14 protein-coding genes and 1 pseudogene are annotated in these 17,952 nt (G+C 63.5%); 10 read left to right on the top strand and 5 right to left on the bottom strand.

Annotation, left to right across the window (positions count from 1 at the left end; genetic code table 11):
- Positions 1-93: 93 nt before the first annotated feature.
- Positions 94-1,536: an XRE family transcriptional regulator gene (locus tag J0I79_RS08875; protein WP_292856568.1), complete on the bottom strand. Its 1,443-nt coding sequence runs from the start codon at positions 1,534-1,536 to the stop codon at positions 94-96.
- A 235-nt stretch (positions 1,537-1,771) separates the two neighbouring features.
- Between J0I79_RS08875 and aceA the strand changes: the two genes are divergently transcribed.
- From aceA to J0I79_RS08890, 3 genes are all read left to right on the top strand, one after another.
- Positions 1,772-3,061 carry an isocitrate lyase gene (gene aceA, locus J0I79_RS08880; protein WP_292856570.1) on the top strand — a complete coding sequence of 430 codons (1,290 nt, stop codon included), beginning with the start codon at positions 1,772-1,774 and terminating at the stop codon, positions 3,059-3,061.
- Between the two features lie 57 nt (positions 3,062-3,118).
- Positions 3,119-3,361, top strand: coding sequence for a hypothetical protein (locus tag J0I79_RS08885; protein WP_137929594.1), 243 nt, complete (start codon positions 3,119-3,121; stop codon positions 3,359-3,361).
- A gap of 273 nt (positions 3,362-3,634) precedes the next feature.
- Complete coding sequence (locus tag J0I79_RS08890) at positions 3,635-4,048, top strand: response regulator (RefSeq protein ID WP_292856654.1); 414 nt, start codon at positions 3,635-3,637, stop codon at positions 4,046-4,048.
- Between the two features lie 71 nt (positions 4,049-4,119).
- On the opposite strand, the gene J0I79_RS08895 is transcribed toward J0I79_RS08890, so the two are convergent.
- On the bottom strand, positions 4,120-4,836 hold the full coding sequence (locus J0I79_RS08895) for an HAD family hydrolase (RefSeq protein WP_292856574.1): 717 nt from the start codon (positions 4,834-4,836) through the stop codon (positions 4,120-4,122).
- Between the two features lie 159 nt (positions 4,837-4,995).
- Between J0I79_RS08895 and J0I79_RS08900 the strand changes: the two genes are divergently transcribed.
- The 4 genes and pseudogenes from J0I79_RS08900 to J0I79_RS08915 all read left to right on the top strand — a co-directional run bounded on the left by J0I79_RS08900 (position 4,996) and on the right by J0I79_RS08915 (position 9,417).
- Complete coding sequence (locus J0I79_RS08900; protein WP_292856576.1) at positions 4,996-6,432, top strand: glutamine synthetase family protein; 1,437 nt, start codon at positions 4,996-4,998, stop codon at positions 6,430-6,432.
- Between the two features lie 40 nt (positions 6,433-6,472).
- A pseudogene (locus tag J0I79_RS08905) lies at positions 6,473-6,838 on the top strand (four helix bundle protein).
- 49 nt (positions 6,839-6,887) lie between these two features.
- The gene (locus tag J0I79_RS08910; RefSeq protein WP_292856578.1) at positions 6,888-8,174 is read left to right on the top strand and encodes an FAD-binding oxidoreductase; all 1,287 of its coding nucleotides are present in this window, start codon (positions 6,888-6,890) and stop codon (positions 8,172-8,174) included.
- 373 nt (positions 8,175-8,547) lie between these two features.
- The gene (locus tag J0I79_RS08915; protein WP_292856580.1) at positions 8,548-9,417 is read left to right on the top strand and encodes an SH3 domain-containing protein; all 870 of its coding nucleotides are present in this window, start codon (positions 8,548-8,550) and stop codon (positions 9,415-9,417) included.
- A gap of 136 nt (positions 9,418-9,553) precedes the next feature.
- On the opposite strand, the gene J0I79_RS08920 is transcribed toward J0I79_RS08915, so the two are convergent.
- Positions 9,554-10,300, bottom strand: coding sequence for an SDR family oxidoreductase (locus J0I79_RS08920; RefSeq protein WP_292856582.1), 747 nt, complete (start codon positions 10,298-10,300; stop codon positions 9,554-9,556).
- Between the two features lie 313 nt (positions 10,301-10,613).
- Between J0I79_RS08920 and zwf the strand changes: the two genes are divergently transcribed.
- From zwf to edd, 3 genes are all read left to right on the top strand, one after another.
- Positions 10,614-12,083 carry a glucose-6-phosphate dehydrogenase gene (zwf, locus tag J0I79_RS08925; protein WP_292856583.1) on the top strand — a complete coding sequence of 490 codons (1,470 nt, stop codon included), beginning with the start codon at positions 10,614-10,616 and terminating at the stop codon, positions 12,081-12,083.
- A complete protein-coding gene (gene pgl / locus J0I79_RS08930; protein WP_292856585.1) occupies positions 12,065-12,784 on the top strand; it encodes a 6-phosphogluconolactonase in 720 nt (239 codons plus the stop codon). The genes zwf and pgl overlap by 19 nt, the downstream gene beginning before the upstream one ends.
- Before the next feature lie 73 nt (positions 12,785-12,857).
- Positions 12,858-14,681 (top strand): phosphogluconate dehydratase, encoded by a 1,824-nt coding sequence (gene edd / locus J0I79_RS08935; RefSeq protein WP_292856587.1) that lies wholly within the window; start codon positions 12,858-12,860, stop codon positions 14,679-14,681.
- A 65-nt stretch (positions 14,682-14,746) separates the two neighbouring features.
- On the opposite strand, the gene J0I79_RS08940 is transcribed toward edd, so the two are convergent.
- Both J0I79_RS08940 and J0I79_RS08945 read right to left on the bottom strand, forming a co-directional pair.
- Positions 14,747-16,420, bottom strand: a complete 1,674-nt coding sequence (locus J0I79_RS08940; RefSeq protein WP_292856589.1) for a VWA domain-containing protein — start codon at positions 16,418-16,420, stop codon at positions 14,747-14,749.
- 88 nt (positions 16,421-16,508) lie between these two features.
- Positions 16,509-17,888, bottom strand: a complete 1,380-nt coding sequence (locus tag J0I79_RS08945) for a tetratricopeptide repeat protein (RefSeq protein WP_292856591.1) — start codon at positions 17,886-17,888, stop codon at positions 16,509-16,511.
- Positions 17,889-17,952: the final 64 nt, after the last annotated feature.

Consider the following 17,952-nt stretch of genomic DNA (forward strand, 5'->3'; position numbering starts at 1 on the left):
GGCGACAAAAAACTGCTCTGTTCGCGTAACGCAAAGATCTGGGCCGTGGCTGATCCAGACACCGGCGACGATTGTGGCACCTTTGCTTGCGCGTTACTGGAAATCGAAGGCGCTGAGGCCGGTCACCATCTCGTCGAGGCCGAGCGGACGCGTGACCGGCGGCTCGGCGCGCGCCAGGCACCCGGCGCGCTCGCACAGCCGGCATGCCGGCCCGACAGGCGTCGCCGTGACCATGGCCGACTTTCCGGCGGCGCCAGCCGCGGGCAAGGCAGCGCCGTAGACGATGTCGTCACGAAAGCCGATGTCGCAGCCGAGCAGCAGCGCGGTCCGGCGCGGTCGCTCTGAAAATGCGCCCTGCGGTCCCTCCAGGGTGCGGGCAATGCACAGGAACTCGGCGCCGTCGGGCATCTCAACCGCCTCGACGAAGATCTGACCGGGCTGGGTGAAGGCGACATGCACGGGCAGCTTGGGGCAGCCTCCGCCAAAGCGGCTGTGCGGAAAGCCCTGGCTGCCGGCCCTGCGGAAGCGGTTGCCCGCATTGTCGACCTCCAGCATGAAGAAAGGCACGCCGGCGGCGGCCGGCCGCTGCAGCATTGTCAGCCGGTTTGCCGCCTGCTCGAAGGAGACACCGAAGCGGGAGCGCAGGACGTCGATGTCGTAGCGCGAGCGCAGGGCCGCCGCCAGAAAGGCCTGATAGGGCATCATCAGCGCATGCGCGGCATAGCGCCCGAGTTCGAAGCGGGCGAGGCGGCGCGCTTCGTCGGTGCTCAGTTTGAGAGCCTGGATTTCGCCGGCGACCGCCACCGTCATGCGGATCAGGCAGGCCTCCATCGCCACTTCGCGCAACTGGTCGAACGGCGACAGGCGCTCGGACAGGAACAAGCGCTGCGAGTGGCGATCGTAACGGCGCCGCCAGTTCGGCATGGTGGCGACCGGCAGCACCTTGACCACGATGCCATATTCGCGCCTCAGCCAGGATTTCAGCGCGCCGAACAGATCGTCGCCCGGATCGAGCACGGCGGTGAATGCCTCGGCCTCCTCCTCGAGGGCGGCAAAATGGTTCGGTCGCCGCTCGAAAGTCTCGTGCACCTCGTCGATCGGCAGGCGAGCGCCGGAGAGCGCGGTCGCGCGGCCCTCTCGCGCCAGCAGTTCGCTGAGATCGGACAGCCGCTCCGCCTGCTCGCGATAGGCCCTGAACAGTTTTATCACCGCCGCGGACGCATTGGGCGCCGCCTCGGCAAGCTCGATCAGTTCCTGATCTCCCGGCAGTTCGCCGACCAGCAGCGGATCGCTGAACACTTCCTTCAGGGCAGCGACCGAGCCCCTCGCCTCACCTTGCAGTTCATGCGGATCGACCTTGTAGACGGACGCCAGCTTGAGGATCAACTGCACCGTCAGCGGCCGCTGGTTGCGCTCGATCAGGTTGAGATAGGAGGGCGAGATGCCCAGGCCCTCGGCCATGGCCGTCTGCGTCAGGCCCTTGGCGTTGCGGATGCGGCGGATGCGCGGCCCGGCGAAGATCTTCTGGTCAGCCATCGGCAGCCCTTGACAGGATTTACACCGCCGCCGCCCGCGGCTGGGGGCTTATCGTTTTACAGATATTACAAATTTACCTGGCCACCTTGTCAAACGCAATACAGGTTTTCCCTTATCTTTGGCGGTTTCCGTTGATTTTCCTGTCATGTTTCGTGGTGCAATGTAAATTCAGTAACATCCCAGCGGCAAGGAATGAGCCGCACGGAAATCGAGCAGCAATCCTTCGGAGTGACCCATGACCGATTTTTACAACCTTGTTCCCTCGGCGCCTGAAGGTCGCTTCGACGGCATCGAACGCCCCTATTCGCCTGATGATGTGAAGCGGCTGCGTGGTTCGGTGCAGATCCGCCAGAGCCTCGCCGAGATGGGGGCCAACCGGCTCTGGAAGCTCATTCACGAGGAAGACTTCGTCAACGCGCTGGGCGCCATGTCCGGCAACCAGGCCATGCAGCAGGTGCGCGCCGGGTTGCAGGCGATCTACCTGTCGGGCTGGCAGGTCGCGGCCGATGCCAACACGGCGTCCGCCATGTATCCGGACCAGTCGCTCTATCCGGCCAACGCCGCGCCGGAACTCGTCAAGCGCATCAACCGCACGCTGCAGCGCGCCGACCAGATCGAAACCTCCGAAGGCAAAGGGCTTTCGGTCGAGACCTGGTTCGCGCCTATCGTCGCCGACGCGGAAGCCGGCTTCGGCGGCCCGCTCAACGCCTTCGAGATCATGAAGGCGTTCATCGAGGCGGGTGCGGCCGGCGTCCACTACGAGGACCAGCTGGCGTCGGAGAAGAAATGCGGCCATCTCGGCGGCAAGGTGCTGATCCCGACCGCGGCGCATATCCGCAACCTCAACGCCGCGCGGCTGGCCGCCGACGTGATGGGCACGCCGACCCTGGTGGTGGCGCGCACCGACGCCGAAGCCGCGAAGCTCCTGACGTCCGACATCGACGAGCGCGACCAGCCATTCGTCGACTACCAGGCCGGCCGCACGGTGGAAGGCTTCTATCACGTCAGGAACGGCATCGAACCCTGCATCGCCCGCGCGATCGCCTATGCGCCGCATGCCGACCTGATCTGGTGCGAGACGTCGAAGCCGGACCTGGCGCAGGCCAAAAAGTTCGCCGAGGGCGTGCGCAGGCATCATCCGGACAAGCTGCTCGCCTACAATTGTTCGCCCTCGTTCAACTGGAAGAAGAATCTCGACGACGCGACGATCGCCAAATTCCAGAGGGAACTCGGCGCCATGGGCTACAAGTTCCAGTTCATCACGCTCGCCGGCTTCCACCAGCTCAACTACGGCATGTTCGAGCTCGCCCGTGGCTACAAGGCGCGGCAGATGGCGGCCTATTCCGAGTTGCAGGAAGCCGAGTTCGCCGCGGAAGCCAACGGCTACACCGCCACCAAGCACCAGCGGGAGGTCGGCACCGGCTATTTCGATGCCGTATCGATGGCCATCACCGGCGGCCAGTCGTCCACAACCGCCATGCATGAATCGACCGAGCACGCGCAGTTCAAGCCGGCCGCGGAATAGCGGACCGGGAAACACAGAGGAAACGCCCAACAGGGCTTCAGGGACAGGAGAAGAGCAATGGCATCGATAAGCCGCGTCAAGGAACGGGCGGAAGAGCAGTCGAGCGCGATGAGCGTCGACCAGCAGGCGACGATCCGCATGCTGGCCAACGACCTGCATCGTCTCAACCAGTCGGTGATGAAGGCCGTCGAGGCGGGCGTCTCGGTCGAGCTGGTGCGCTCGGCCAGGCATCATGGCGGCGACGGCAACTGGGGCGATCTGCTGATCCCGGTGATCGTCACTCAGCAGAGCCACGGCTGACCTGAAATCGCTCGGCCCGACCGTTCACCTGCGCGGATATCTGCGCAGGTGAATTCTATTTTTACGCGACCGATCCGTGGACAGAGCAGTACAGTACTGTTGCTTGTATCCACTGTCGAGACAGGTGTATCGGGGGATTTTTTATTTCAACTTGACATAGGCTGCGATCTCACGCCAATTGGCGCCCAGATTCAACTCTGCATTGAAATTGGGGGCGAACTTCTTGGCCGACTTGGGTGCCCAGTGAATCGTGAGGGCGAGACCACCAAAAATCTGAATCTGGGAACCCGGAGTTCAAGCACCGAGACGATCCATGATCCCTCGCAAGTGCTCGTCGTCGGCAAGTCACCGATCAATCGCGTGGTGGTATCGAAGATCGTCGAGCGTTCAGGACTAAGGCCGATCTCGGAATCTCCGGACATGGCGGCGAGGATTCTGCGGACACTGGTGCCCGGAGCGATTGTGCTGGACGGCGGCCCCGACAACAAGGATTGCGACGGCCTGATGGCCGGCATCGAAACGCTGCGCCGGGCCTCGGGCAGACAGAACCCGCCCGTGATCCTGCTTTCAACCAAGACTGGCACGCCGGAAAGCCTGGGCCTGCCAAGCGTCGTTGACGTGGTGGTGGCCAAGCCTATCACGCCCGAGCGTTTGCAGCCTGTGATCGATCGGTTGCTCCGCCGCTAGCCCGCTCCCACGAGAGGCATGCGCGGTTTTCCATTCGAAATCGCGCAGAAGCCGGCGATCGGATATACTTTTCAACCTCCGCTCGCAATGCCTTGCACAAGGTCGGGCAATTGTCCGAGATCGGATATCTGGCGAAATCTCGGCTCGGTGACAGGCGCCTCGACATGCTCGAGCACCCAGGTCAGTTCGTGCGGCACATGGACACCCCAGCCACCGGCCTCGATCGCCGGCACCACATCCGACTTCAGCGAATTGCCGACCATCATGCTCCTTGCGGGGCCATCGCCATGGCGGCTGAAAAGCCGCGCATAGGTCGCGGCATTCTTGTCGCTGACGATCTCGACCGCGTCGAAAAGGTCACCGAGACCGGACCCCGCCAGTTTGCGTTCCTGGTCGAAGAGGTCGCCCTTGGTGATCAACACGAGGCGGAAGACACCGGCGAGTTTCTCGATAGCCTCGCGCGCGTGCGGCAGGGGCTCGATCGGATGGCTCAGCATCTCGCGGCCGGCATCGAGAATCTGCGATATGACCGAAGCCGGCACGCGCCTCTCGGTGACCTCGATCGCCGTCTCGATCATAGACAGAGTAAATCCCTTGATGCCAAAACCATAAACGGCAAGGTTGCGCCGCTCGGCCTCGAGCAGCCGCGCCGAAATCTGTTTCTCCTCGCCATGGTCTGCGAGCATGGCGGCGAAGCGCTTCTCCGTCATGTGGAAGAACTGTTCGTTCTGCCAGAGTGTGTCGTCGGCGTCGAAGCCGATCGTTGTCAGTTCGCTGCTGGTTCGCATCGCCGGCTTCTTGAAAAGGGCAAGTCGATTGAAAGACGGGCTGAATCTAAGCCGACCCGGGCGCGGTTTTCAACCTCGGCGGCAATGCCGTGGACAGCTCCCCTTCCCTTCCATCGCAGGGCACGACTATACTGGGAAATCCGAAACTCCATCTGGTGAATGATGCCGCCTGCAAAAAAGGAAGTCCGTCCGTCGAGCCGCGGAGGACGCGTCCGCACGCCTGCCTTCGTAAAAAACCAACGTGGTGTCAAAGACTGGAAGGAAGTCAGCGCCTGGCTTGAATGGCGCGGCATCGAGGACATCGAGTGCATCACGCCCGACCAGGCTGGCGTCGCGCGCGGCAAGATGATGCCGTCGAAGAAGTTCACCTCCAACACCTCGCTGGCCCTGCCCTCGGCCGTCTTCATGACGACGATTTCCGGCGGCTATCCCGAGGACGGCAACGGCTTCCACTATCCCGAGGACGATGGCGACCTCAAGCTGATGCCGGATCTTTCGACGCTGACCGTGGTGCCCTGGGAAGAAGACCCGACGGCCGCCGTGATCTGCGATCTCGTGCACCAGGATGGCCGCTCGGTCGAGTTCACGCCGCGCAATGTGCTGAAGCGCGTGCTCGCCGCCTACGACAAGCGCGGGCTTAAGCCTGTCGTGGCCCCCGAGATCGAATTCTACCTCGTGCGCAAGAACCCCGATCCGGACTATCCGCTGACGCCTCCCGTCGGCCGCTCGGGACGCGCCATCGGCGGCGGCGCCGGCTATTCGATCGCCGGCGTCAACGAGTTCGATGAGCTGATCGACGACATCTATCATTTCTCCGAACGGCAAGGCCTGGAGATCGACACGCTGATCCACGAGGAAGGCGCCGGCCAGCTAGAGATCAACCTGCGCCACGGCAATCCGATCGAGCTTGCCGACCAGGTGTTCATGTTCAAGCGCACCATCCGCGAGGCGGCGCTGAAGCACGAGATCTACGCAACCTTCATGGCCAAGCCGATCCAGGGCCAGCCCGGCTCGGCCATGCATATCCACCAGTCGATCGTCGACAAGAAGACCGGCAAGAACATCTTCTCGGCCGAGGACGGCTCCGAAACCGAGGATTTCTTCCATTTCATCGGCGGCATGCAGCAGCATGTGCCGAACGCGCTGGTGATGTTCGCGCCCTACGTCAATTCCTATCGCCGGCTGACGCAGGCGGCTTCCGCTCCGGTCAACAACAAATGGGGCTACGACAACCGCACCACTGCGTTCCGCGTGCCGCGTTCCGACCCGGCGGCGCGGCGTGTGGAAAACCGTATCCCGTCTTCCGACGCCAATCCCTACCTGGCGCTCGCGGCATCGCTCGCCTGCGGACTGATCGGCATGACCAACAAGATCAAGGCCGAGCCGCCGGTGCTGACAACGGCCAATGCCGACGAGATCGACTTGCCGCGTGGCCTGCTCGAGGCCGTCGACCTCTTCGAGGGCGACGAGGAACTTGCCGCGATTCTCGGCAAGTCCTTCGCCGCCACCTATGCGGCGATCAAGCGGGCGGAATTCGAGACCTTCATGGAAGTGATCAGCCCGTGGGAGCGCGAGTATCTGTTGCTCAATGTCTAAGGGAATAGGGGAGTAAGGCAGTAGGGCAGTAGGGGTGAATATGGCGAAGATCGAATCGTACAGAGATTTGGTCGTCTGGCAGCAGGCCATGGATCTCGCGGTATCAATCTACGAAGCGACAAAGACTTGGCCGAGAGAATAACTCTATGGATTGACACCTCAAACGCGCAGGGCAGCCACTTCAGTACCAGCCAATATCGCCGAAGGTTATGGGCGAGAAAGCAGAGCCTCCTATCAGCAATTTCTCAGGATTGCGCAGGGATCGCTGAAGGAGTTGGAGACCCACTTGCTGATCGCGCAGCGTGTCGGAATTACCTCCAGTGAGGCAACCGGACCATTGATGAGCCGAAGCGAAAGCGTTGGAACGCTCTTGCGGCTACTAATCCGCAAGCTGTCCCCTGAATAGCCTTACCTACTGCCCTACTGCCCTACTGCCCTACTGCCCTCGGAGCATCATGCCTTATCAATCCCCAATCTCCCCCGGCCGTTCCTGGTACGAGGACACGGCCGGTCCTCGGCCCGAATACGCCGCACTTGACGGCGACCGGACCTGCGACGTTGTCATCATCGGCGGCGGCTTTACCGGCTTGTCCGCAGCCGCGCATTTGGCTGCGACCGGAACCAACGTCGTCCTGCTCGAATCCTACCGCTTCGGCGATGGCGCCTCTGGTCGCAATGGCGGGCAACTCGGCACCGGGCAGCGTGCCTGGGCCGAAGACCTGGAAGCCGAATACGGCCTGTCGCGCGCCAGGGCGCTTTTTGACATGGCGGAGGAAGCGAAAGCCCATCTGCTCGACTTCGCCACCGTCAACCGGATCGACATCGACTATGTACCGGGCCAACTGTCGGTCGCCCACAAGCCTCGCTATGTCGACGACTACAAGGCGCATGCCGAAATCATGGCCAGCCGGTTCTCCTATCCGCATATTTCCTTCATGGATGCGACGGAGACGGCGGAGCGGCTGGGTTCTACGGCCTATTTCGGCGGGACTCGCGACACGGGCACCGGGCACATCCATCCCATGAAGCTGGTGATCGGCACGGCGCGGGTGGCAGCGCAAGCCGGCGCGCACCTGTTCGAGCAGACGTCATCCACGGGCATCGTTTCTGACGGCGGCAAGGTGAAGGTTTCCACGCCAAAAGGCACGGTTACGGCGAAGAAGTGCCTGATCGCCGTCAACGCCTATGGCGGAACGCTTGAGCCGGTGAGTGCAGCGCACATCATGCCGATCGGCTCCTTCATCGGCGCGACGGTGCCACTCGGAACGGATACGAAAGTGCTGCCGGGCGGCGAGTCCGTCGACGACTCCCGCTTCGTCGTGCGCTATTTCCGCAAGTCGAGGGATGGCCGGCTGCTGTTCGGCGGGCGCGAGGTCTACGGCGTCAACGATCCCAAGGATATCCACATCCATATCCGCCGCCAGATCGCCGAGCTCTACCCAGCATTGAAGGATGTCGAGATAACCCACGGCTGGGGCGGCTATGTCGGCATTACAGTGCCGAGAAAGCCCTTCGTGCGCGAAGTGATGCCGAACGTGATCTCGGCGGGCGGCTACTCCGGCCACGGCGTGATGTTGTCGAACTACTTCGGTAAGCTCTATGCCGAAACCGTCACCGGCAACCGCGACCGGCTGAAACTGATCGAGGATCTGAAAATCCCGCCCTTCCCCGGCGGCCGGCGATTCCGCACGCCGCTGCTGTTCCTGGCCCTCAACTGGTTCGCGCTGCGCGACAGGATTTAGGTCGTTCTACCGCAGCCTAGCTCCGGTTTGGGGAACGACAAAAGCCCAGAGCGTTTGGCATGAATTCGTCCAGGCGCGATGTGCTTCGGCCGGTATCGATACCGTCAGGCGATCACGGCCAGATGTAATATTGTAATATTCATGTAACATTTATTGCCCAGACGATCCGTTGCGAAAATGCCCGTAAAGGCGCAGAATCCATTATAATGGCGTAGTGATGCCACAATCGCGGGCGAAAGGTCCGCATCTGGGCGATTGTTCGGGGATTTGTTAGCGGGCCCACCCGCGTTGATTTTCGGGACCGATGCCGATCACATGCCGGACTTCCGGCACCGATCGAAAGAACATCGGCCCGCTTATGGAGGTGGCTAGAGTGAGAGAGCCCTTCAGTTTCGGTGCTCCGGAACGTCGGCGCTTTGCCATGCAGTTCGGTTACGACATGCGCCCGTCCTTCTGGCAGGAAGTGCGTTCGAACTCGCATCTGGTGATTGCCGCCGTCGGTACAGCCGCGTTGCTCGGCGTGGCCGGGGTGGCGCTTTGGCTGGCATTGCCGACCAATGAGCGCCAGGCCGCCGCCGCCAGCACGGAACAGAGCATTCCAACCATTCCGGTGAAGACGACGAAGATTCCCCCCTCAGGGACGACAACGGTAGCCGCCACGGCGGTATCGCAGGTTGAGCGCAAGTCCGCCAAGGTCACGCCAACCCTGGCCGTCGCTCAGGTCGCGATCCCGGCGCTCGCCGCCAATGATCCCCGCTGGACCGGATCAGAGGCAAAACCGGTCCCTGCCTCGGCCTCGCCCGGCCAGGAGACTGCCCAGGCCGAGCAGGCACAGGACAAGCCCGCGGCCGCCGCCGCATTCGCGCAACCGGCAGCCGATACCGATGCGACGGACGAACTTGCCAAGGTTGCCGCTCCGGCGGCGGCCCGCACCAACCCCGATGGCGCACAAACCGCTGCCATCCCGGATGTGCAGCCGCAAGTGCCGGACCAGCAGCCCGCCGCCGCAGAGGATGATGGCGGCAAGCCCAAGGCCAAATCCCACAAGGTGGCAGCAGCCGGCACAGGGCGCATCCTCAGGGCTGTGACCATGCGCAGCGGACCGAAGAAGGGGGCGGCGGCGATCGGCACCGTGCCCGCCAGGACCTCGGTGCAGGTCGTGAGCTGCAAGCAATGGTGCCAGATCGTCTACAACGGCAAGACCGGCTGGATTTACAAGAGCTATATCAAGCCCGGCGCGTAACTTTCGCTAGAGCGGTTCAGCGTTTGATGGAATCTCCGAACCGCTCTAACTCTTTGTTTCTACGCAATTCCTGACGGAAAACCGTTACACACTTTTCCTGGAATTGCTCTAGGTAAAACCTCCAATGTCGGGCGCTTCAGATGCAACGTCCGCCATCGACCTCCAGCGCCACGCCGGTGATGAAAGCAGCCTCATCCGAGGCCAGCCAAAGCGCCGCGTTGGCGATATCAAGCGGCGCCGACAGGCGGCCGAGCGGAATGGAGGCGCGGAATTGGTCCCGGATTTCGGGCGTGTCGGCGCCCATGAATTTTTCCAGCATGCCGGTCTCGCCGGCTACAGGGCAAAGGCAGTTGACGCGGATGTTCTTCGGCGCCAGTTCCACCGCCATCGACTTGGTGGCGGTGATCGCCCAGCCCTTCGAGGCGTTGTACCAGGTCAGACCGGGCCGAGGCCTGATGCCGGCGGTCGATGCCGTGGTCAGGATGACGCCGCCGCCCTGCCGGTCCATGATCGGCACGACGGCAAGGGCGGCGTGATAGATCGCCTTCATGTTGACGGCCGTGATCAGGTCGAAGGTTTCCTCGTCGACCTTGAGCATGTCGCCGTTGCGATGGGTGAAGCCGGCATTGTTGACCATGATGTCGATGCGGCCGAAGGCGCTCTTGGCCGCATAGATCATCTCGTCGAATTCGGAACGCAGCGAAACGTCGGTCTGGGTCCAGATCGCCGCATCGCCGATTTCCTCGGCAACGCGCTCGGCGCCCTTAGCGTTGAGATCGGCGACGACCACCCGCGCGCCCTCTTCGGCGAAGCGCCTGGCCATGCCTTCGCCAAAGCCGGATGCCGCACCTGTGATGACGGCGACCTTGTTTTCCAGACGCATGCTTTCCCGCTCCTCGAATTCGTCCACGGCCGCACGAATGGATCGTCAACCGCCTTTTGACATGCCATGACGGATGGCATGCCGATTTTCTCCCTTAGCTTTCGTCACATTCGCGTTCTATGCTGCGGCTGCGAGAGCTTCCGGGGTCTTCTGTCACCGACAAGCCTCCGGATAGCGACAGTGTCAAGCGCGCGCGTGGACCCAAGCTTTGACCAGAGATTGGTCCTCGATGTGACACCATGGCACTGGAAAATTTAAATCGATTAGAATATATCAGCCGCGTACTCGCGACCGGCGTCAGAGCGGACAGACCATGACCAGCCAGATCATCCCCGTCGATCCTTTCGACTTCATCATTTTCGGCGGCACCGGCGACCTGTCGGAGCGCAAGCTCCTGCCGTCGCTCTATTATCGCCAGCGCGACCATCAATTCTCCGAACCGACGCGCATCATCGGCACGTCGCGCTCGAAGATGAGCGACGAGGAATTCCAGGCCTTCGCCAAGCAGGCCATCTCGGACCACGTCAAGCCGGCCGATATCGACGCCAAGGAATTGAAGACATTCCTCGCCCGGCTTTCCTATGTCTCCGCCGACGCGACCAGCGGGGCCGGATTCGACAAGCTCAAGAAGGCGATCGGCGAGAGCGCCAACATCCGCGCCTTCTACCTCGCCGTGGCGCCGGCTTTGTTCGGCGATATCTCGCACAAGCTCAAAGAGCACAATCTGATCACGCCGAATTCGCGCATCGTGCTGGAGAAGCCGATCGGCCGCGACCTTGCCTCGGCGCAGGCGCTCAACGACCTGGTCGGCGACGACTTCCACGAAAGCCAGATCTTCCGCATCGACCATTATCTGGGCAAGGAGACGGTGCAGAACCTGATGGCGCTGCGCTTTGCCAATGCGCTCTACGAGCCGCTGTGGAATTCCGCCCATATCGACCATGTGCAGATCACGGTCGCCGAGACCGTTGGGCTGGAAGACCGCGTCACCTATTACGACAAGGCCGGCGCGCTGCGCGACATGGTGCAGAACCACATGCTGCAGTTGCTCTGCCTCGTCGCCATGGAGGCGCCGTCGTCGATGGACGCCGACGCCGTGCGGGACGAAAAGCTGAAGGTGCTGCGGGCGCTGAAGCGCATCAACGGCAATGAGGCCCCCAAGCACACGGTGCGCGGCCAATATCGTGCCGGCGCGTCGGCCGGCGGGCCGGTGAAGGGCTATGTCGAGGAGCTCGGCAAGGACAGCAACACCGAGACCTTCATCGCCATCAAGGCCGAGATCGGCACCTGGCGCTGGGCCGGTGTCCCTTTCTACCTCAGGACCGGCAAGCGGCTCGCGACCCGGGTTTCGGAAATCGTCATCGAGTTCAAGCCGATCCCGCATTCGATCTTCGGTGACAGCGCCGGACCGATCTTCGCCAACCAGTTGGTCATCCGGCTGCAGCCCGACGAAGGCGTCAAGCAGTTCATCATGATCAAGGATCCCGGCCCCGGCGGCATGCGGCTGCGCCAGATCTCGCTCGACATGAGCTTCGCGCAGTCCTTCGACGGCCGTGCGCCGGACGCCTATGAGCGACTGATCATGGACGTCATCCGCGGCAACCAGACGCTGTTCATGCGCCGCGACGAAGTCGAGGCGGCATGGAAGTGGATCGACCCGATCCAGAACGCCTGGGAGGCCGCCAAGCAGGAGGCGCAAGGCTATACCGCAGGCACCTGGGGGCCTTCGGCCTCGATAGCTCTGATCGAACGCGACGGACGGACATGGCACGAGAGCAATTGAACAGCGCCAGCTACGACTGGAACGCCTTTGTCGACCGCCCCGCCCTGGCGGCGGCGCTGGCCGGCCGCGTCGCCGAGCGCCTGACCAAGGCGATCGCCGAGCGCGGCACGGCATTGCTGGCCGTCTCCGGCGGCACCACGCCGGCCAAGTTCTTCGCCGCACTCTCCGCGCTCCCCATCGCCTGGGACAAGGTGATCGTAACGCTGGTCGACGAACGTTTCGTGCCGGCCTCCTCATCCCGCTCCAATGCCGGGCTGGTGGCGGCCAATCTGTTGCAGAACGCGGCCAAGGCGGCGCGCTTCGTGCCGCTCTACCATGAGACTGCCGGCGGGATCGAGGATGCGGCGGCATCCGACGACGCGGCGCTGCGATCGCTGCCCTGGCCGCTCGACGTCGTGGTCCTCGGCATGGGACCGGACGGCCACACCGCCTCCTTCTTTCCCGACGCCGACGACCTGCCAAAGCTGCTCGACCCGGCCTCGGACAGGATCATCCTGCCGGTTCACGCGGCAAGCGCCGGCGAACCGCGGCTGACCCTGTCGCTGGCGCGCATCATCGATGCCGGCTTCATCGCGCTGCACATAGAAGGCGAGGACAAGCGGACGGCCTTTGACGGCGCGGTGGCGCCCGGGCCGCGAAAGCCGATCCGCGCCGTGCTCGACGCCGCACCCAGGCCAGTAGAGGTTTTCTGGGCGCCCTGATTTCAAGTTTACAGTGGTCCCGGCAAACGGCGGGAGGATGTTTCCGGGACCTCGCCTGAAAGGACCTGATGCCATGACCGCAAGACGCGATATCGAAGCCATCACGCAACGCATCCGCCAGCGCTCGAAGGCAAGCCGTGAGGCCTATCTCGGCCGCATCGCCGGCGCATCGAGCCAGGTTGCCAATCGGTCGGTGCTGGGTTGCGGCAACCTCGCCCATGGCTTCGCCGTCTGCAGCCCGTCCGAGAAGCTGGCGCTCGGCGCCGACAAGGTGCCTAATCTCGGCATCATCACCTCCTACAACGACATGCTGTCGGCGCATCAGCCGTTCGAGACCTACCCTGCCCTGATCAAGGAGGCGGCACGCGAAGCCGGCGGCATCGCCCAGGTGGCCGGCGGCGTGCCGGCCATGTGCGACGGCGTTACGCAAGGCCAGCCGGGCATGGAGCTTTCCCTGTTTTCACGCGATGTCATCGCCATGGCGGCGGCCATCGGCCTGTCGCACAACATGTTCGACGCCGCCGTCTATCTCGGCGTGTGCGACAAGATCGTGCCCGGCCTGGTGATCGCAGCACTGACTTTCGGCCATCTGCCGGCGGTGTTCATTCCGGCCGGTCCGATGACCACGGGCCTCGCCAATGACGAGAAGGCCAAGGTCCGCCAGCTCTATGCCGAGGGCAAGGTCGGCCGCGCCGAACTCCTGGAGGCGGAGTCCAGATCCTATCACGGGCCGGGCACCTGCACCTTCTACGGTACGGCGAATTCCAACCAGATGCTGATGGAGATCATGGGCCTGCACACGCCGGGCGCGTCTTTCGTCAATCCCGGCACGCCGCTGCGCGACGCCTTGACCCGCGAGGCGACGAAGCGGGCGCTGGCGATTACCGCGCTCGGCAACGACTATACGCCGGTCGGGCGCATGATCGACGAGCGCTCGATCGTCAATGGCGTGGTCGGCCTGCATGCCACCGGCGGCTCGACCAACCACACCATCCACCTCATCGCCATGGCGGCGGCGGCCGGCATAGCGCTGACCTGGCAGGACATTTCCGACCTGTCGGAAGCCGTGCCATTGCTGGCGCGCGTCTATCCGAACGGCCTTGCCGACGTGAACCATTTCCATGCCGCCGGCGGGCTCGGCTTCCTGATCCGCGAACTGCTCGACGAGGGCGTCCTGCACGACGACGTCCAGACGGTGTGGGGCGAAGGCCTGCGCTCCTATGCGGTCGAGGCCAAGCTCGGCGCCGACGGCGGCGTCGTGCGCGAAACCTCCCCGCGCGCGAGCGGAGACGAGAAGGTGCTGGCGCCATTCAAGAAGGCGTTCCAGCCGACCGGCGGCCTGAAGGTCCTGGCCGGCAATCTCGGCCACGCCGTCATCAAGACCTCCGCCGTCAAGCCGGAACGGCGCATCATCGAAGCGCCGGCAAAAGTGTTCGACAGCCAGCAGGGGCTGAACGACGCCTTCAAGGCCGGCACGCTCACCGGCGACTTCATCGCCGTCATCCGCTTCCAGGGTCCCAAGGCCAACGGCATGCCGGAACTGCACAAGCTGACCACCGTGCTCGGCATCCTGCAGGATCGCGGCCAGCGCGTGGCGCTGGTCACCGACGGGCGCATGTCGGGCGCCTCCGGCAAGGTGCCGGCGGCGATCCATGTGACGCCGGAAGCGGTCGAGGAAGGACCGATCGCCAGGATCCATGACGGCGACATCATCCGGCTGGACGCCGATGCCGGCACGCTGGAAGTGCTGGTGCCGGCGGCCGAGTTCGCGTTGCGTCGCACCGCTGATGCCGACCTCATCGGCAACGAATTCGGCTTCGGCCGCGAGCTGTTCGCGGGACTGCGCCAACTGGTGGGCCGTGCCGATCATGGCGCCAGCGCTTTCGGAACAGCCTGAGCTTTCCGATCTCCAAATGAAAAGGGCGGCTTATGCCGCCCTTTTTTCGTTTTTCCTGCCGGTTGTTAGTCGACTTTGAGCTCGTTTCGCTCGCCGGCCTTGACCGTGAAGGGCGTTTCCTTGTCGGCCTTGTCGGTCGTGAAATTGGTCACCAGCACGTAGTCGCCTGCGGCCAGCGTGGTCTGCATCTTCTCACCATAGGCGTAGGTCACCTGCTTGCGCTCGCCCTGGATGTTCTTCTTGGCCTCGAATATCTTGAAGCCGTCGGCGCCTGGCGCATCGACGGCCAGGACACCCGCGTTCAGCGTCACGTTGACATCGGTCATCTGGCCGACCGTCACGCTGAAGGGCTGTTCGGTGGACACTGCCTGGACATCGACGCCCATCACATAGTCGCCCGGAGGCAGATCGAACAGACTGTCGGCGCCATAGGCATAGGTGACCTGGTCACGAGTGCCGTCGATCTTCTTGGCGGCCTTGTAGACCTTCCACGACACATCCGTCTCGGCCTTTTCTCCGCCCTGGGTATAGAACGCGTTGGCCTTCGCCTTGCCGACGCCGACGATCATGTCCTTGTCGACGACCTGGCCTGCCGCAAGCTGCAAGGTCTCGCTCGCTTCGCCGGCCCCGAGCTTCACGGTGACCTTGGTCTCACCGGCCGGGACGACGAACTTGACCTCACCGTAATTGGCATCGGAGGTGCCGCCGGGATAGGCGATGCTGATCTGGGCATTGCGGTCGACATCGGCACCCGGCGACGGCCGTGCGTGAATGGAAAGTTCCGCGGCGTTGAGGTTCAGCGCCAGCTCAGTGGCTTTTTCGGCCGTCAGCGAGACCTTCTGCTCGGCCTTCGCCGCGCCGCTGCTGGCGACGACGATGTAGTTGCCGGCCGCAAGGTGGAACTTAACGGCGTTGTAGCCGTAATCGACGTTCTTGCCGCCCGTTCCCTGGGCGTCGTCCTTGAAGATTTCATAATAGACGTCGGTTTTCGGCGCCGCGCCGCCATCCTTCAGGAAGGCTTGCGGGATCAGATTGTAGTCGACCTCGGCTGCCTTGGGTGCGGGAGCCGGGGCCGGCGCCGGTTCGGGGGCCGGTGCAGGCGCGGGAGCCGGCGCCGGTGCGGCCACGGTCTCCACGAGCGCTTCCTGCAAGGCCTTCTCGTCGGAAGCCTGGATGTATTTACCGCCGGTATTCTCGGCAAGGCAAGATATCTGCTTGCCCTCATCGGCGGTCAGGCCGAAGCCGACGACATCGGCGGTGAAATCGACGCCCGCGGCCTTCAGTTCCTTGCCGAGCGCGCAGGGGTCGCCGCCGCAGGTCTCGAGCCCGTCGGTGATGAGGACGACAGTCGCCTTGTCCTCGGTGTATTTCAGCGCCTCGGCCGCCTGTTTGACGGCCGCCGTCAGCGGCGTCTTGCCGAGGAATTTCAAACTGTCGGCGGCTGCCGTGATGGCGCTGGCCGAACCTGGCTGCGGCGGCACGATCAGCTGAATGTCCTCGCAGCTGCCCTTTTCGCGATGGCCATAGGCCATGAAGCCGACCTCGTCATCGGCGGGCACGGACTGCAGGACGGTTCTGAGCGATTCACGGGCGATTTCGAGCTTTGGCTTGCCGTCGATCTGCGCCCACATTGAGCCGGAAGCATCGAGAATGATGATGACGCGATTGGCGGCAAAGCCGACCGACGTCATGAAAAACAGGAGGATCGCCGCAGCGATGCTCCGGGACAGTACCGCCATCGAAATCTCCTGAGTTAGCCCCCTAATCCGCACCGGGAAGCTATTTGACGTTGCGTCCGGACACAAGCCCAGCGTGTGGCGATCCCGCTCAGGCGCCGGGCACCTCGGCAGGCCTGAAACCCTGCTGCTCGACGATGGCGCGATAGCGGGCGTCGGACCACAACGCCTTGAACGGAGGCTCGATGCGGATACCGAGCATGTCCTCCTCCTTGCGCCGTACCGCTTCCTGGATGTAGCGGATGGCCTCGTCCTTAAGCCCCAGCATCGCCGCCGTGCCGGCCACCTTGTAAGCCGGCTCCAGGTTCCTTTCATACTGGCGGATCTGCTCGTCATACATGGCCGACAGCAGGCCTTCGCCTCCAGCTTCGCGCAGGCCTTTCTCGGCCGCGTCGGCGATTGCAAGGCGGGCTCCGTTGTTGGCGATCTCGGCTGCGCGCCGGTATTCGCGCAGGAAATCGGTGAAGCGGCCCTGATCGAGATAGATGGTGGCCAGATACTCCGGCGGAGACCGCAAGTTCGGCTCGGCCTTGGCCAGTTGCTGGAGGATCATCACCGCGTCGTCGACGCGTCCGGCGTAGAACAGGATCAAAGCCTTGTTGGCGACGATGGCGCGCGATTCCGGATTGAGCTCCTGCGCCCTGCTGATCTCGGCCAACGGCGTGGCGACCTCCCCCGACACCATCAGGGTCAAGGCATACCAATGGTGTGTCTGCGCCGCGTTCGGGTCGAGACGGATGGCGCGCTCGAACAGCTCCCTCGATCTGGGAAAATCCTTCGTCCAGTAGAAAGTGGTGAAGGCAAGGGCAGCATAGGCGCCGGCATTGTCGGGATCGAGCGCGATCGCCCGCTCGGCGGCCGCGACGGCGCGCGGATAGGCCTCGTTCGCCGGCATCAGCGTGAACTGGCTGATGGTGTTGTAGGCCTCGGCAAGCTTGACATAGGCATCGGCATAGTGCGGGTCGAGCGTCGTTGCCTCGGTTAGCAACTGGATCGCGTGGGTGAAGCCATCAGCCTGCCTTGTACCCAGATGATAGACGGCATCGAGATAGAGGTCCTGAACCCGGGACTCGGGCCGGTAGATCACACGTTGCGGCGGCGCGACGACGTCGCGCGTGACAACGGCGCCGGCCAGGGCGGCCAGCAGCACGGCAATCGCACCGAAAACAAGTACCCGACGCGACCCGAACGATTTTGGAGCCGCGGCGGCCGCCTCAGGCATAATCGGTGGCGCTGGGATGAATTCCACTGGCGGCGGGGCGGCCTCGTCCTGTTGCGCGGGCTCGCCGCCACGCAACCACGCCTCGAGCTCGTCCGTATAGGCAAACACCAGGCTCCTGGCACCGCCGGAAATCCGATGCACCGGCAGCCCGCGCTGTTGTTCCCAACGGCGCACCGTGCGTTCGTCACGCCCGAAGAACGCGGCGATTTCCTTCCAGTCGCGAAGACGGCGGTCGCGTTTGCTTGCCAAGGCCTGTCCCACTTGTCCCCTAACGCCCGTATCTGCCCGCATTCGCCTGATGCCCTCCAACACC

This window comes from Mesorhizobium sp. (assembly GCF_017306585.1).
Taxonomy (GTDB): domain Bacteria; phylum Pseudomonadota; class Alphaproteobacteria; order Rhizobiales; family Rhizobiaceae; genus Mesorhizobium.